At 71.6% G+C, this 14,850-nt stretch carries 15 protein-coding genes; 5 read left to right on the top strand and 10 right to left on the bottom strand.

What is annotated here, in order from left to right; all coding sequences use genetic code 11:
- On the top strand, window positions 1–330 hold a 330-nt coding region (locus D6718_00795; GenBank protein ID RMG48957.1), incomplete at its 5' end, for a hypothetical protein.
- A 90-nt stretch (window positions 331–420) separates the two neighbouring features.
- Complete coding sequence (locus D6718_00790; GenBank protein ID RMG48956.1) at window positions 421–867, top strand: hypothetical protein; 447 nt, start codon at window positions 421–423, stop codon at window positions 865–867.
- A 4-nt stretch (window positions 868–871) separates the two neighbouring features.
- Here D6718_00790 and D6718_00785 read toward each other — a convergent pair whose 3' ends face one another.
- From D6718_00785 to D6718_00770, 4 genes are all read right to left on the bottom strand, one after another.
- Window positions 872–1,732: a hypothetical protein gene (locus D6718_00785; GenBank protein ID RMG48955.1), complete on the bottom strand. Its 861-nt coding sequence runs from the start codon at window positions 1,730–1,732 to the stop codon at window positions 872–874.
- A gap of 222 nt (window positions 1,733–1,954) precedes the next feature.
- Entirely contained in the window at window positions 1,955–2,623 is a 669-nt protein-coding gene (locus D6718_00780) for a dephospho-CoA kinase (protein RMG48954.1), read from the bottom strand.
- Window positions 2,620–3,546 carry a bifunctional methylenetetrahydrofolate dehydrogenase/methenyltetrahydrofolate cyclohydrolase FolD gene (gene folD, locus D6718_00775; GenBank protein ID RMG48953.1) on the bottom strand — a complete coding sequence of 309 codons (927 nt, stop codon included), beginning with the start codon at window positions 3,544–3,546 and terminating at the stop codon, window positions 2,620–2,622. Before folD ends, D6718_00780 begins: the two co-directional genes overlap by 4 nt.
- 19 nt (window positions 3,547–3,565) lie before the next feature.
- Window positions 3,566–4,198 carry a hypothetical protein gene (locus D6718_00770; GenBank protein ID RMG48952.1) on the bottom strand — a complete coding sequence of 211 codons (633 nt, stop codon included), beginning with the start codon at window positions 4,196–4,198 and terminating at the stop codon, window positions 3,566–3,568.
- A gap of 151 nt (window positions 4,199–4,349) precedes the next feature.
- Between D6718_00770 and uvrA the strand changes: the two genes are divergently transcribed.
- Complete coding sequence (gene uvrA / locus D6718_00765; protein ID RMG48951.1) at window positions 4,350–7,199, top strand: excinuclease ABC subunit UvrA; 2,850 nt, start codon at window positions 4,350–4,352, stop codon at window positions 7,197–7,199.
- On the opposite strand, the gene D6718_00760 is transcribed toward uvrA, so the two are convergent.
- Both D6718_00760 and D6718_00755 read right to left on the bottom strand, forming a co-directional pair.
- Window positions 7,185–7,424, bottom strand: coding sequence for a CDGSH iron-sulfur domain-containing protein (locus tag D6718_00760; protein ID RMG48950.1), 240 nt, complete (start codon window positions 7,422–7,424; stop codon window positions 7,185–7,187). The genes uvrA and D6718_00760 overlap by 15 nt on opposite strands.
- Before the next feature lie 114 nt (window positions 7,425–7,538).
- On the bottom strand, window positions 7,539–7,856 hold the full coding sequence (locus D6718_00755; GenBank protein ID RMG48949.1) for a hypothetical protein: 318 nt from the start codon (window positions 7,854–7,856) through the stop codon (window positions 7,539–7,541).
- Window positions 7,857–7,955: 99 nt separating this feature from the next.
- On the opposite strand from D6718_00755, the gene D6718_00750 reads away from it, so the two are divergent.
- Complete coding sequence (locus tag D6718_00750) at window positions 7,956–8,837, top strand: YdcF family protein (GenBank protein RMG48948.1); 882 nt, start codon at window positions 7,956–7,958, stop codon at window positions 8,835–8,837.
- Here D6718_00750 and D6718_00745 read toward each other — a convergent pair.
- Window positions 8,747–9,403 carry a GNAT family N-acetyltransferase gene (locus D6718_00745; GenBank protein RMG48947.1) on the bottom strand — a complete coding sequence of 219 codons (657 nt, stop codon included), beginning with the start codon at window positions 9,401–9,403 and terminating at the stop codon, window positions 8,747–8,749. The two genes, D6718_00750 and D6718_00745, sit on opposite strands and share 91 nt — an antisense overlap.
- Window positions 9,404–9,473: 70 nt before the next feature.
- Window positions 9,474–10,253 (bottom strand): hypothetical protein, encoded by a 780-nt coding sequence (locus tag D6718_00740; GenBank protein RMG48946.1) that lies wholly within the window; start codon window positions 10,251–10,253, stop codon window positions 9,474–9,476.
- Window positions 10,254–10,263: 10 nt separating this feature from the next.
- Between D6718_00740 and D6718_00735 the strand changes: the two genes are divergently transcribed.
- Window positions 10,264–12,135 carry an electron transfer flavoprotein-ubiquinone oxidoreductase gene (locus tag D6718_00735; GenBank protein RMG48945.1) on the top strand — a complete coding sequence of 624 codons (1,872 nt, stop codon included), beginning with the start codon at window positions 10,264–10,266 and terminating at the stop codon, window positions 12,133–12,135.
- Between the two features lie 18 nt (window positions 12,136–12,153).
- Here the strand turns inward: D6718_00735 and D6718_00730 are convergent, their stop codons facing one another.
- On the bottom strand, window positions 12,154–12,594 hold the full coding sequence (locus D6718_00730; protein RMG48944.1) for a hypothetical protein: 441 nt from the start codon (window positions 12,592–12,594) through the stop codon (window positions 12,154–12,156).
- Between the two features lie 182 nt (window positions 12,595–12,776).
- Window positions 12,777–14,813 (bottom strand): hypothetical protein, encoded by a 2,037-nt coding sequence (locus D6718_00725; protein RMG48943.1) that lies wholly within the window; start codon window positions 14,811–14,813, stop codon window positions 12,777–12,779.
- Window positions 14,814–14,850: the final 37 nt, after the last annotated feature.

The following is a 14,850-nucleotide window of genomic DNA, read 5'->3' as shown; positions in this document are numbered from 1 at the left end:
CTCATCGGAGCGATCCATGACAGGCTTCCGCGCGCGGTCCAGGTGAGTCTCGTCTCCTGGGTTCCCCAGAGCTGGGGGTTTTTGTTCGGTGCCCAGGCTGCCGACACCCTCCGCGGCGTTCCGGCCCTCCGCGCCCGGCTCCAGAAGGCCGGGCTGTCTTCGTCCAACGTCGGTCCCTTCGTCGCCGAGGTGGTCGCCTTCATCGAGCGGCGGATGGGCCGCCCCCTCGCGGCCGCCCTCCGCAAGCGCGTTCCCGAACTGGTCGCCCTGGAAACGCAGGCGAAGGAAGTCGCCTCGGCGGCGGGGGAGAACGGTCTCGGCTGCCAGTGACCCGCTCATCGCGGTGGTCTCCCGGGCCGGCTCCGCGTAACCTCCACCTGATCCCGGGCCGGGCGGACGGGGTCGTGCCCCGGAGGTGCGATGGACGCGGCCGCGGTCACCGGTCGCCGGCGTCCCGCCGTGCGCCGAAAGATTCCGCGAGGTCTGACGCTCCCCGTCCGCCTCTTGCTCCTGGCCGCGCTGGTTCTGACCGCGGCCGGCGCTTGCGCCTGGGCGGCCGGCTTGTGGCGCCCCGCCGACGTCCGCCTGAGATTCAGTGAGCCCTACCGGCAGCTCACCGCCCTGGCGCGTCGCGATCCGGTCGTCGCCCGGGAACTCGGCGGGGTGATCGGATTCGGCTGGCTGCCGCGGGGGGAGTTGCACGCCGGCCCGCGGGCGGGATGGTGCGAGATCGAGCTGTGGGTGCGGGGGGATCGGCGGCGCGGGCGCCTCGAGGCGCGCCTCGAGCGCCGGGGAGGGCGATGGTTCTGGCGCTGGGCCAACCTCCGCCTTCCGGACGGGCGGCTCATCGCCCTCGCCGTGCCGTGAACTCTCAGCCGCCCAGTCGCGCCGCGAAGAAGGCCGCGACGCGCTCGAACGCCTCCTGCTCGGAAACGGCGTTGAACCCGATCGCCCGGGAGTCGAACAGGTCGGTCCCGCATCCCTGGATCACCGCCATCTCGAAGGGGACCCCGGCCTGCTCCGCGGCTCGCCGGATCCGATCGCGCGCCGCCCCGTCGAAGGCGGCGCGCTGGTCGCAGACGGCGAGCAGGAGCGGCACGCCGATCCGGGGAAAGGCTTCCGGGTCGTCGGGAAGGAGCGTCGTATCGCAGGCGATCGCCGCGACCCCACCGTGAGTCTCGGCGAACCGTAGCCCCCAGATCCCGCCCACGGAGATCCCGAGCAGGCCGATCCGCTCGGCGTCCACCCCCTCGCGCGCGCCCAGGGCCTCCACCGCCGCCCGGAGGATCGCGATCGCCCTCTCCTCGCCGACTCCCGCCACGAGTTCCTCGGAGGAGATCCGGCTGGTGGCGACGACCCCCTCGAAGAGGTCGGGGACCGCCACGGCGAACCCGCGCTCGGCGAAGCGGCGCGCCAGGTCCCGCATTCCCGCGTCCAGGCCCCACCGCGTGTGCACCAGGACGATCCCCGGCCGCGCCGGTCCCTCCTCGTCTCCGACGACGAATTGCCGCACCGGCGGTTCGATCCCCGGGACGGGCTCGTAGCGACCGGGCCGTCCCTCGTCCGCGGTCGAGGGCGCGCCGGGCACGGGTTCGACGACGCTGGCGATGATGCGGTCGGCTTCCTCGAGGCGCGCCGCCACCGGATCGGCGGGCGGGCCGGGGGAGCAGGAGGCCGCGACCAGGAGCGCCCCGGCGGCCGCCACCGCGCGCGGACAAACGCTTCGCAGCATCGTGGGATCACCCTCCTCTGTGGCGGAAAAGACTAGCCCGCTTCCCCGGGAGCCGCCTCCCGCACCCGCTCGCCCCCGGCGGCTGCCCGGGGCCGGAAGGCCGGGACCTCGCCGGGATGCACACCGGACGAGAGGAGGTGCATCGGCGGGCCGGGTCCGGTGCAAGACCCTCGCTTTTCGAGGGATCGGGCCGGCTTCGCACCGCCGGGGATGCGCCTCGCGTCACTTCCGCTTCGGCAGGGGGAGACCCGCCGCCAGGGCCGCCGCGTCCTCCAACAGCCGGCGCACCAGGTGTCGGGTCTGCTCGGCCGTTTTCTCGGGCGGTCCACCGTTGTCGATCACGTAGTCGGCGAGGCGAACCTTCTCCTCGAGCGGCATCTGCGCGGCCACCCGCGCCTCCGCTTCCTTCCGCGAGAGCCCGTCGCGCTCCGCGATCCGCGCGATCTGAGCCTCTCGCGGCGCGGTCACGACGACGAGACGATCGAACTCCTCGTACCGGCCGGTCTCCACGAGCAAGGCGGCATCGTAGACGACGACACCTCCCGGCGAGCGCTCGGCCGCGGTCCGGAGCCGCTCCCGGCTCGCCTCGGCCACCAGGGGATGGACGATCGCTTCGAGACGGCGCCTCGCCGCGGCATCGCCGAAGACGATCCGTCCCAGCGCTTTCCGGTCGACACCCCCGTCCGGGGCCCGCACCGCGTCGCCGAAGGCGGCGAGGACGGGCGGGACGGCCGCTCCCCCCGGCGCGAGCAGCTCGTGGACGATCTCGTCGGCGTCCACCACCGGCAAGCCGTGGGCCCGGAGAAGGGCGGCGACCGTGCTCTTCCCGCTGCCGATCCCGCCGGTCAGGCCGACGCGGAGCGGGCCCCGGCCGGAACGCTCCGCGCTCATCGGCGGGCGGCCGCTTCGGCGGCGAGCAGCGTGTTGTCCAGCAACATGGCCACGGTCAGAGGTCCCACGCCTCCCGGCACGGGCGTCAGCGCGCCCGCCACCTCGCGCACGGAGGGAAAGTCCACGTCCCCGACCAGCGCGCTTCCCGTCTCCTCGAAACGCGCGAGCCGGTCCGGTTGCCCGGCGAGCAGACGCGACGCGAGTCCGGGATCGGTGATGCGGTTGATGCCCACGTCGATCACCACCGCCCCCGGCTTGACGTGCTCCGCGGTGATCAGGCCCGGTCGGCCCACCGCCGAGACGAGCACGTCCGCCCGGCGGCACTCGGACGCCAGGTCCGGCGTCCGGGAGTGGCAGAGCGTGACCGTGGCGTGCCTCGCCAGAAGCAGCAGCGCCAGCGGCTTGCCCACGATGTTCGACCGGCCCACCACCACCGCCCGCGACCCTTCCAGCCGCGCGCCCGCCAGCTCGATGAGCGCGAGGGCGCCCCGCGGCGTGCAGGGGACGAGCCCACCCGGCTGACCGAGCAGCAGGCGGCCCGCGTTTTCGGGATGGAAGCCATCGACGTCCTTGGCGGGTGGCACGGCGCGCTGCACCTCCGCGGGATCCAGATGCTCCGGCAGGGGCAGCTGGACGAGCAGACCGTCGATCTCCGGGGACTCGCCGAGGGCCCGCACGCGCGACAGGAGATCCTCGCGGCCGACGTCGGCCGGCAACCGCACCACTTCGGAGCGGAAACCGGCGCGACGGGCGGCCCGCTCCTTGTTGCGCACGTACACCGCGCTGGCCGGATCGTCACCGACGAGGACCACCGCGAGCCCCGGAGGACGCCCCGCCCGCGCGGCGAACGCCGCCGCCCGTGCGCTCACCTCCCGCCGGATCTTCCGGGCCAGCTCCTTCCCGTCGAGCAACCGTGCTGCCACCGATGATCCTCCGCGATGCTCACCGGTTTCCGGGAACCGGCCTCTCCGGCAAGCGGATCTTCCCCAGAGCGACCCGGACGCGATGCGACGCCGGGCCCACCTGTAGGAAGGGGAACTCCAGGACGAGCGTCTCCCCCGCCGCGCGCGGTTCCGGGAAGACCAGCAGACCCTCGCGCACCTCTCCCGGAGCCACCTCCACAGGCCCGTCGAGAAGCCCGCGCATCAGGCGGGCGACGTCGTCGCTGTCGGGAGGTTCCGCATCGGGTCCCTCGAGCAGTTCGAAGGCGCGCGTGTAGTCGAGCGGCTTGGCTGGGGGCGCGCCTTCGGCCCACAGCATCGCGCTCTGCGTTTCCAGATGGACCGGCTGGTCCCCGGTGGCGCGCAGCCGGACGCGGAGCGTCAGGTAGCGGCCGCCGCGTGTCGCCAGCGGGTCCTCGTCGAGGCCCTGCGTCCGGCGCAGCCAGAGCGCCCGCTCCGGGGCCGTGAGCGGCTCGATCTCGAGGTCGACGCCTGGGCGACTGACCGACACCGTCCCGGCGGCGGTCCCGACCGGCCGCCACACGTAGGGCCCCGGCGGGGGGGCTGCGGCGCACCCGGCCGCCAGCGCGGCGAGCAGGCCGGGCAGCGGCTTCCGGCGTCGTTCGTGGCCCATGCTGGCGGCGTCCTCCGCGCTCCCGCGTCCGGAGCGGGGCCCGAGTCTACCCCCGGCGGCGCGCCCGTGCGCGGGGTTCCCGGGAGCTGGGGGCGGCTGGTAGGATGGAAATTCGCGCGGCCCCGGCCGGGCGCCACGGGAGCGGGTTTTCATGCCCAACGATGCGATCGTCGTGAGGGGTGCGGCGGAACACAACCTCAAAGGGATCGACGTGACGATCCCCCGCAACCGCCTCGTCGTCATCACCGGGGTGTCGGGATCGGGGAAGTCGTCCCTCGCCTTCGACACGATCTACGCGGAGGGGCAGAGGCGATACGTCGAGTCGCTGTCCGCCTACGCGAGGCAGTTCCTCGAGCAGATGCAGAAGCCGGACGTGGAGTCGATCGAGGGGCTTTCGCCCGCGATTTCGATCGAGCAGAAGACCACTTCGCGCAACCCGCGCTCGACGGTCGGGACGGTCACCGAGATCTACGACTACCTCCGGCTTCTCTTCGCCCGCGTCGGCAGGCCTCACTGCACCCGTTGCGGGCGGCCGATCAGCCGGCAGAGCGCATCGCAGATCGTCGATCAACTCATGTCCAGTCCCCCGGGGACCCGCCTCCAGGTGCTCGCCCCGGTGGTGCGAGGGCGGAAGGGCCGGCACCGGGACGTTCTCCGGCGTCTGGCGGCCGAGGGATTCGTGCGCGCCAGGATCGACGGCGAGCTCTACGAGCTCGACTCCCCGCCGGAACTCGAGCCGAAGAAGGCGCACACGATCGAGGCGGTCGTCGACCGGCTGGTGGTTTCGGAGGGGGTCCGCCCTCGTCTCGCCGACTCGGTCGAGACCGCCCTCAAGCGGGCGGACGGCCTGGTGAAGATCGTGCGCGACGGCGAGGAGATGCTCCTGTCCGAGCACTTCGCCTGTCCGGACTGCGGCGTGTCGATCCCTGAGCTGGCCCCTCGCTCGTTCTCGTTCAACGCGCCCTACGGCGCGTGCGGAACGTGCGGCGGCCTCGGTGTCCACCGCGAGTTCGACCCCGACCTCCTCGTGGTGGATGACGAGGCCCCGCTGCTCTCCGGCGGCCTGGCCTTCTGGTCGGGTCACGAGGCGGCGTACCTGCGCGAGCTGATCGGACGCATCCTGCGCGCGCACGGGCTGCCGTCGACGACCCCTTGGAAGCGCCTCCCCCTCAAGGTGCGCCGCGAGATCATGTACGGCTCCGAGGGCAAGGAATACGAGTTCGTCTTCCGGAGCGAGCGGCGCCGCTACACCTTCCGGAGGGAGTTCGAGGGCCTCATCCCGCGGCTGGAGCGAAAGCTCAGGGAGACCGCCTCGGAAGCGACGAGGGAGGAGCTGGAGGCGCTGATGTCCACCTCGCCCTGCCAGGCCTGCGGCGGGGCCCGGCTCAAGCCCGAAGCGCTCGCCGTCCGTGTCGGGGGCAAGAACATCGCCGAGGTGACGGCTCTGACCGTGGCGGAAGCGCGCCGCTTCTTCAAGAGTCTCGAGCTGACGCCGCGCGAGCGGAAGATCGCCCGGCTGATCCTGAAGGAGATCAACGAGCGACTCGGGTTCCTCGACAACGTCGGGCTGGGCTATCTGACGTTGGACCGGTCCGCGGCGACCCTTTCGGGTGGCGAGGGACAGCGCATCCGGCTCGCCACGCAGATCGGCTCGCGGCTCACCGGCGTGCTGTACGTCCTCGACGAGCCGTCGATCGGATTGCACCAGCGGGACAACAGAAGGCTTCTGGACACGCTGCGGTCGATGAGGGATCTGGGCAACACGGTGATCGTGGTCGAGCACGACGAGGAGACGATCCGATCGGCCGATCACGTGATCGATCTCGGTCCCGGGGCGGGCGAGCAGGGCGGGGAGGTGGTCGCCGAGGGGCCGCCGGACAAGATCGCGGAGAACCCGCGCTCCCTGACCGGCCTTTACCTTTCCGGCAAGCGCTCGATTCCCGTGCCACCGCGACGCGTCAAGCCGGACGGCCGGTGGCTCGTCGTCAGGGGCGCGAGGCAGCACAACCTCGCCGGCATCGACGTGCGTTTCCCGGTCGGGCTGTTCACCTGCGTCACCGGTGTCTCCGGTTCGGGCAAGTCCACGCTGGTGAACCACACGCTTTACCCGGCAGTGAGGCGCCATCTCGGCTTCGTGACCGACCGCCCGGGCGAGCACGACCGCATCGAGGGCCTGGAGTACTTCGACAAGGTGGTGGACATCGACCAGTCCCCCATCGGCCGGACCCCGCGGAGCAATCCGGCCACCTACGTCGGGGTGTTCGCACCGATCCGGGAGCTGTTCGCCGCCGTGCCCGAGGCGCGCGCCCGCGGGTACAAGCCCGGACGCTTCTCGTTCAATGTCCGGAGAGGCCGATGCGAGGCCTGCGAAGGTTGCGGCGTCGTCAGGATCGAGATGCATTTCCTCCCCGATATGTTCGTGACCTGCGAGGAGTGCGGCGGGCGGCGCTACGCTCCCGAAACGCTCGAAATCCTCTGGCGGGGAAAGTCGATCGCCGACGTTCTCGACATGACGGTGGAACAGGCCCGCTCGTTCTTCGCCAACGTCCCCCAGGTGGAACGGAAGCTGGCGACGCTCGAGGCCGTCGGCCTCGGCTACATCAGGCTGGGCCAGCAGGCGACCACGCTCTCGGGCGGCGAGGCGCAGCGGGTGAAGCTCGCCAAGGAGCTCTCCCGCCGCGCGACCGGCCGGACCCTGTATATCCTCGACGAGCCGACGACCGGACTGCACTTCGAGGACGTGCGGAAGCTGCTCGACGTTCTGATGAAACTGCGCGACGACGGCAACACGATCGTGGTCATCGAGCACAACCTCGACGTGATCAAGAGCGCCGACTGGATCATCGATCTCGGTCCCGAGGGCGGCGATGCGGGGGGGAGGATCGTCGCCTGCGGGCCGCCGGAGGCGGTGGCGCTCCACCGGGAGTCGCACACGGGACGCTTCCTGCGGCGGGTGCTGCCGGCCGTTTCGAGAAAGGCCCGCGCCTCAGGGAATCGTTGAGTGGGCGCCGTCGCAGAACGGCGCGTCGTGCGTCCGCTTGCACTGGCAAAGCGCTACCCGCCGCGGCTCCTCGATCGTGAAACGTAGGGGCCGGAACTCGGTCCCGGCGTGCGAGCCGTCGCAGAAGGGCTGTCCGGCCGATTTCCCGCACGTGCACCAGTGATAGGTTCCCGGCTGAAGTTCGAGCACGGCGGGGCGGCGGCCGGCGATCCTGGGCTCCGGCATGAACGCGTTCCTCCTTGCCACGGCACCGGACCGGTTGGCCGAGTACCGGGCAACGGCCCGACATCATAGTGCGGGATCGAGGCGGGCCACCAGGAAAGGCCCCGCGCGACCTGCTCAGCGTGCGTGAGGTCCCGGACGGAAGGTGCGCGTGCGGGAGCGAAGCGGATCGATCTCTCCTGTCGCGGCGTGCTCCGCGGCCGCGCGCTCCACGTCGGCGATCGCCTCCCTCACGTCGGGGGCGACACCGAAAACGAGGCCCCGCACCGGGGAGCGGCCCGAGGGGTCGACCAGATACAGGTTCCAGCGCACCCGAGGCCGATCACGCCCCGGGCTCGGGTAGAGAAAGACCTGGTACGTGCGGGATCCGACGGAGAAGGTCGACTCGACCCCGGTGTCGTCGAACTCGCGGACGAGACGCTCCAGATCCGCCATGCGCCGTCCTCCGGGCCCCCGCGGCGAAGCTAGGGCCGCCACCCGGCCGCTGTCCAGCGCCCGGCGGCGGCGGCGAGGCGGGGCTACCCTTGCGGGAACATGGACACGCTGTTCGGGACCCCCTTGGGCTGGTCGTGGCTCCTCGGGGCCGCGGCGGCCGTCGCCCTGGCGGGCTCGCTGCGGAGCCCCCGGATCGGTACCCGCGCCGCCGCCGCGGCGGGGCTCGGCGCGTGGCTGCTGCTCGCGGCGTTCGCCAGCCCTCTCGTCGCCTCCCACCTCGAGGAGGCGGCGGCGGGGATCGGCCTGGGCTGGCCCCCCGATCCTCCGTGGAAGGACGAGATGGCTCCCGAGGCGATCGCCGTCCTCGCCGGCGGCGTCCTCGGAGATCCGGGGCCGACCGCACCCCTGTCGGAGTCCAGCCTCCGGCGCCTCCACAGGGCCCTCGCCGTGTCCCGGCGGTGGCCGGCAGCGCTCGTGATCTTCAGCGGGGGCGCTCCCGGGCGGCCCCCGGAGGAGACCGCCGCGGGACGGATGGCCGCGGAAGCGCGCCGGCTGGGGCTGCCCGCCACCCGCATCGTCGTCGAACCGCGCTCGGCGAACACGCACCTCAACGCGGTGGAGGTCGCGCGGATCCTCAGGGCCCGCGGCCTCTCGCGGGTCGCGGTGGTCACCTCGGCCATGCACATGGCTCGGGCACGGGGCTGCCTGGCCCGCGAGGGTTTCCTGTCGCTGGCGGTTCCGGTGGCGCCGCCGCGGCGGGGCCGTTTCAAGCCCGGGCATCTCCTTCCGGACGTCACCGCACTCGCGCGCAGCGGAGCTGCCTTGCACGAGCTGATCGGCCTGGCCTACTACCGCCTGCGCGGGTGGGTGAGCGCGGGGACGGGCGCGCCTCAGGTGGACATCAGCCGGTGCAGCTGGTCGTCCCAGCCCTCCGTGAGGAGGCGGTACACCATCCCCCCGGACGCGCGAAGCCGCCGGTAGGCCTGCTTCAGGTCGAGCACGAGCGTGATGCGCCGGCTTCGCGAGCGGAGTTCGCCCTCGCGATGCGTCGCTACGGGAACGAAACCCATCACGCGCGTGTGGAACCGGTAGGGGCTGTGCGGATCGTCTTCGAAGACATCGGTGATGTAGTGGGTGTATCCGCGGGCCACCGTTTCCCGGCTCGCTTCCCGCATCAAGGCCGCCACCACCGAGACGTACCTTCGATACTCCGGCACCACCGCGAACCGGCCCACCTCCGCGATGCGATTGGTGCGGACGAAGTCCTCGACGTCGAGGCCGTTCACCGTCAGCTCGAAATCGTATTCCCGGTACAGGTCCAGCGGCGGGTCGTACAACACGCGGAGGATGCCGACGGGGCGCCGATCGACGCGCACCACGAACCAAGAGACGTCGTCACGACCGAGGTCCTCGCGGGGAATCTGCTCCTCGGGATCGTCGACCCACCTCTTCTCCCGGGCATACGTGGCTTGGAGCACCTCGACGCCGAGACGCCGATCTTCCTCGCTCTCGACACGGATCACGTCGATTCGGTGACGGAGGCTCATGGGCCATCATCCTCGCGGCCTCCCATCGCGCTCGACCGGCCGCACTCTCCCGCCGGCGATGATGCCACGGTCAGGGCGGCGGCGCCTGCACCGACAGGGGAGGCAGCGACACCTCCCGGACCGGGTAATCCAGGCCGTCGGCGGCCGTGACGGCGTAGCTCGGTACCTGGAGAAGCGCGCTTCCCGCCGCGCGGGCCTTGAACCGCAACGTCACGTAGGTGCCCGGCAGGTCCGAACCGACCGGATCGGGACCGGTCTGGCGCAGGTCCACCACGACGCGGCCGGGGGCCGTTTCCCACGCATCGAGCGCCGCCGGCGCCGTGCCCGGCGTCGTGCCCGCGGCGCGGATGGAGTCGCCGGCCGTGCCGCTCGAGAACTCCAGCACGCTGGGGTCGAACTCGAGCACGAACCTCAGTCGGACCACGTTGCAGACCGAGGACAGCGTGGCGTGGAGGCTGACGAGCTGCCCTTCCGTCGGCGAGAAGGGGACCGCGGAGAAGGCGAGCCGGGGCGCCTCGGGCCAGGGAACATCCCGGGTGACGACGATGTCGGGTTCCGCGCGGGCGGTGACGTGCAGCTCATCGTCGCCGGGCGTCCTCGGCGCCCGCACGATGACGCGGGCGCGGCCGAGCTGGTCGAGGGGTTCGCTCAGCGGGCCCAGCGGCGCGCTCCGGTCGGGGTCGGTGAACGATTCGAGGAACCCCCGGTCGGCTTCGAACACGACCTCGCCCTCGGTGACCGGCGAACCGTCGGACGCGAACAGCTGGGCGACCATCGTGACGCGTCCCTCGCCCGTCACGGGGTCGGGGCACACCGAGCCCGGCACGGCCGCGAGAGCGCCGCGGCGCATCTCCGGAGCGATGCCCGGCCGGTCGTCACAAGCGCCGGCGATCAGCGCCCCGGCCGCGAGGAGAACGGCGAAACGCGGCGGTCGGCAAGGCGTCGGCACGAGGCTCTCCTCGAAGACAGGGCATTCTTGCCGCCGGGGCATCCCGGCGCAACGGGCGTTGACGCGAGCGGCCCCGGGCGTCCAACATCGGCGGCCCCGGGGCGCGTCCCGGCGCGGTCCGGGCGGGAGGAAGCACGTGGAACAGGCCGAGCGGGAACGTCTGGACGTCGATGTCGTGGTGGTGGGGGCCGGTCCGGCCGGCCTGGCCGCCGCGATCCACCTGGTGCGGTCCGCCCGCGAGCGGGGTCTCGAGCCGCCCTCGGTGGCGGTTCTCGAAAAGGCCTCCGAGATCGGAGGGCACTCGATCTCGGGGGCGGTCATGGATCCGCGGGGGCTGGACGCCCTGATCCCCGACTGGCGGGAGCGCGGGGCGCCCGTCGAGGGTCCGGTGGAAGAGGAAGCGATGCTGTTCCTCGGGAAGCGGCGGGCCTTCCGGCTTCCGTTCGTCCCCGGGCCGATGCGCCACCACGGCGGCGTGATCGTTTCGCTGCAGCGCCTGGTCGCGTGGCTCGGAGCCGAGGCGGAAAAGCTCGAGATCGACCTGTTCGCCGGGTTCGCCGCCGCTGCCCTCCTGGTCGAGGACGGCCGGGTGGTCGGGGTCCGCACCGGCGACCGCGGGCTGGACAAGAGGGGGAGACCCAAGGGGAACTACGAACCGGGATACGACATCCGGGCGAAGGTCACGCTGCTCGCGGAGGGGGTGCGGGGAACGCTCGCCGAGCGCCTCATCCGCGAGCGCCATCTCCGGGACGGCCGGAACCCGATGATCTATGCCGGCGGGGCGAAAGAGGTCTGGAAGCTCCCCGCGGGCCGGATTCGAGGCGGCCGCGTCTGGCACACTCTCGGCTGGCCGCTGGCACGGGACACCTTCGGCGGCGGCTTCATCTACGAGATGGGAGACGATCACCTGTCGATCGGGATGGTCGTGGGACTCGACTCTCCCGATCCGAGGCTGAACGTCCACGAAAAGCTGCAGGAGTTGAAACGGCACCCCTTCGTGGCGGAGATGCTGCGGGGTGGAGAGATGGTGGCCTACGCCGCCAAGGCGATCCCGGAGGGAGGCTACTGGTCGCTTCCGAAGCTCGCCACGGACGGAGCCCTCCTTCTCGGGGATTCGGCGGGTCTCGTGAACGCCATGCGGCTCAAGGGGATCCACCTGGCGATCGAGTCGGGAATCGCCGCCGCCGAGGTCGTGCTCGACGCTCTCGCGGCGGACGACGTGAGCGCGTCACGGCTGATGGCATACGACCGGAGGATCCGCGACGGCGAGGTCGGGCGCGAGCTGCACCGCGTCCGGAACTTCCGCCAGCCGTATCAGCGCGGCCTGCTGCACGGCCTGGCGCACACGGCGCTGCAACTGGTGACCGGCGGACGCGGGCTGCGGGAGAGGTACCCGGCGGTGGAAGACCACAGGCTCACGCGGCCGGTCGCCGAATTCCCGCGAGAGGACGAGGTCCCCGCTCCCGACGGATCCCTCACGTTCGACAAGATGGCCGACGTCTACCGCTCGGGAACGCGGCACGAGGAGAACCAGCCGCCCCACCTCGTGGTCGTGGCGCCGGATCTATGCGTCGAGGAGTGCGGAAAGACCTACGGCCATCCGTGCGAGAAGTTCTGCCCCGCGGGGGTGTACGAGATCGTCCGCGGCGGGGAAGGACCGCGCCTCCACCTCAACTTCTCCAACTGTGTCCATTGCAAGATCTGCGACATCGCCGACCCGTACGGCGTGATCTACTGGACCCCGCCGGAGGGCGGCGACGGGCCCCGCTACCGGCTGACGTGAGAGGGAGCCGGCCCGGCCTCACGTGGCCGGCTGCGGGCGGGCACGGTGCAAGAGCCGCCCCACCCAACGATTGAGGGGATGTGCGCGGTCGAGAAACGGGAAGGGCGGCGGCCTCCGGATCCCGAGCCACCGGCGGATCGCCTGCAGGTCGGGATCGTCCGGGGCGACCTGCAGCCCGCGCTCGATCGTCTCCAGCGCCTTTCGGCGGAAGCCCGACTCGATTTCGAGCCGCGCGAGCAGCTCGTAGCAGCGAGGCTCCCAGAAGACCCTTCTGAGAGCGTCGCGACACAGCTCCATACCGTCCCGCCGCTTTCCGGCGACGGTGGCGAGGAGGTAGCCGTACCAGCTTTGCACCACCGCCGCGCGGGGCGGCGCCCCCGGGATTTCCCGGGTCATCTTCCACGCGGCCTCGGCCAGGGCCAGCGCTTCCCGGGGCCGGCCCGCGCGATGCGCGGCCAACGCTCGTTCGAGAGTCGTCAAGCTCGGGTGCGGCATCGGAGAACCCCGGAAGGAACGGTGTCCAGGAACGAATCTAGAGACCGCCGGCGGCCGCCGGCCACGGCGATTCCCGAAAGGACGGTTTCGATTTCGTCACCGCCCGGCGGCGGGCGGAACGAATGGCGTCCGGAGCCTCCTCCCGCTCAGCCCTTCGCCGCTTCGAGCGCCGGGTTGCGGACCACCTCGATCTCCTGGGCGAGCGTCTCCAGGCGTGAGGAGATGAGCCGCTGGACGCGAGGCGCCTTGAGCGCTCCGACGATGGCGTCCCACTGCTCGGTGAGCTGCTCCGGATCCGGTTTCTCGTGGGCCGTGACCTTCAACGCCACGACACCGCTCGCAGCGCGGATGGGGCCTGCCACCTCACCCGTCGCGGTGGTGAAGGCAAGGCGTTCCACCTCCGGGTCCCGTCCGAGCCCCTCGAGGGCGGTCCCCCGGATCACCGGCTCCGGGGTCCGGTGCAGGGAAATGCCCAGGCGCTGGGCCGCCTTGCCGAGATCCCCCTTCGCCGCCTTCAGCGCGCGCGACAGACGCTGTTCGGCCACCTCCGCGGCCTTCTCGCGGCGGTAGTCCGCGAGGACGCGCGCCCGGTTCTCCTCGAACGGCGGCAGATAGTCGGGGACGACCTCCTCGAGCACCATCACGACGTCCGCCGTGGGGACGGAGATCAGTCCGCTCGCCTGGCCGGGCTCGAGCTCGAACAGCTTGGCGACGAGCTCCGGTACGGGGCCCAGTCCGGGGAAGGTCCCGCTGCGGGGGATGAGCCCGCTGTCCTGGACCTCGAGTCCGAGCTCGGAAGCCGCGTCCGCCAGCGACTTCCCGCTCTCGACCAGCTCCGCCAGCTTCTTCCCCAGTTCCTGCCGGGCCTCGCGGAGCCTGGGGAAGCGCAGCTGCGCGCGGATCTGTTCTTTCACCTCCTCGAGCGGCTGGAGTCCCTCCTCCTGCACTTCCTCGAGGCGGATGACATGGAAGCCGTAGCGGGTGCGCACCGGGCCGGCCACCTCTCCGGGGCTCATGCCGAACACCGCCTCCTCGAAGGCGGGAACCATCTGCCCGCGCGCGAAGAAGCCGAGATCGCCGCCCTTGTCGCGAGTCCCTTCGTCCTCCGACAGTTTGCGCGCCAGCGCGGCAAAGTCCTCTCCGGCGTCGATCCTCTCGCGGATCGCCTGCGCCTTCCGGCGGGCCTCCTCGATCGCCGCCTCGTCGGCGTCCGGCTCGACGCGCACGAGAATGTGCCGTGCCCTCCGCTGCTCGGGCCGCTTGTACTGGTCCCGGTTCTGCTGGTAGTACGCCTCGATTTCCTCGTCGCTGATGTCGATCGTGGACGCCACGGCCTTGTCGGTCACAGCGACGAAGGAGGCCCTCCGCGCCTCCCCCTGGCTGTACCGGTCCCGGTGCGCCTCGTACCACGCGGCCAGCTCGGCGTCCTTCGGGTTGACATCGGGTGCCGCCTCCTCGTAGGGAAGGACCAAGTACTCGAGGGAGACCTTCTCGTTACGCCGCTCGAACTCGCGCTTCACCTGCTCGGGGGTCACCACCACGCTCGCCGCGATGAGCTGCTGCCACTTCTCCACGAGGAGGTCGCGGCGGATCGCGGCCTCGAACGCGGCGGGGTCACGGTAGGGGGGGAAATACCCCTTCATCAGCATGCGGCGATAGCGCTCCATCCCGACGAAGCTGCCGTCCTCGTTCTGGAACAGCCGGATGCCGCGGATGGCCTGGGAGACCTCCGCGTCCGAGACCCGGAGGCCGAGCCGCCGCGCGTCGTGCTCGATCAGGCGTGACCGGATCAACTCCTCGCGGGCCGCGATCATCGGGTCGAACTGGTCGCGGATCTTGCTGTACTGGTCGCCCATCAGGCGCCGGTACCGCGTCTCGATCTGGCGCCCGCGCGCCTGGCACTCGCCGATGCCGATCGGTTCGCCGCCGACGGTCGCCACCCAGGTGACCTGCATCGGTCCGCGGCCCCGGGAATTCCACCAGTCGACTCCGAAGAACAGCGCGAACGAGAGCGCGACGAGGACGAGGATCCACTTGGTGTACTTCAGGTTCTCGCGCAGCTTGTTGAGCACGGGCCGTCTCTCCGTGCGCCGCCCGGGATGTCCTCCCGCGACGCCGCCGACCGGGCAGCCTACCCGCTGGCCGGAGGTCCGGCAACTTGCCGCTCCTTCTTGGGTTTGCACCCCGGGGCCCGCCGCCCCAACTTACCTGCGAGCACCT

The sequence above is a fragment of the Acidobacteriota bacterium genome, assembly GCA_003696075.1.
GTDB lineage: Bacteria > Acidobacteriota > Polarisedimenticolia > J045 > J045 > J045.
This window is presented reverse-complemented; position numbering and strand designations above follow the sequence as displayed.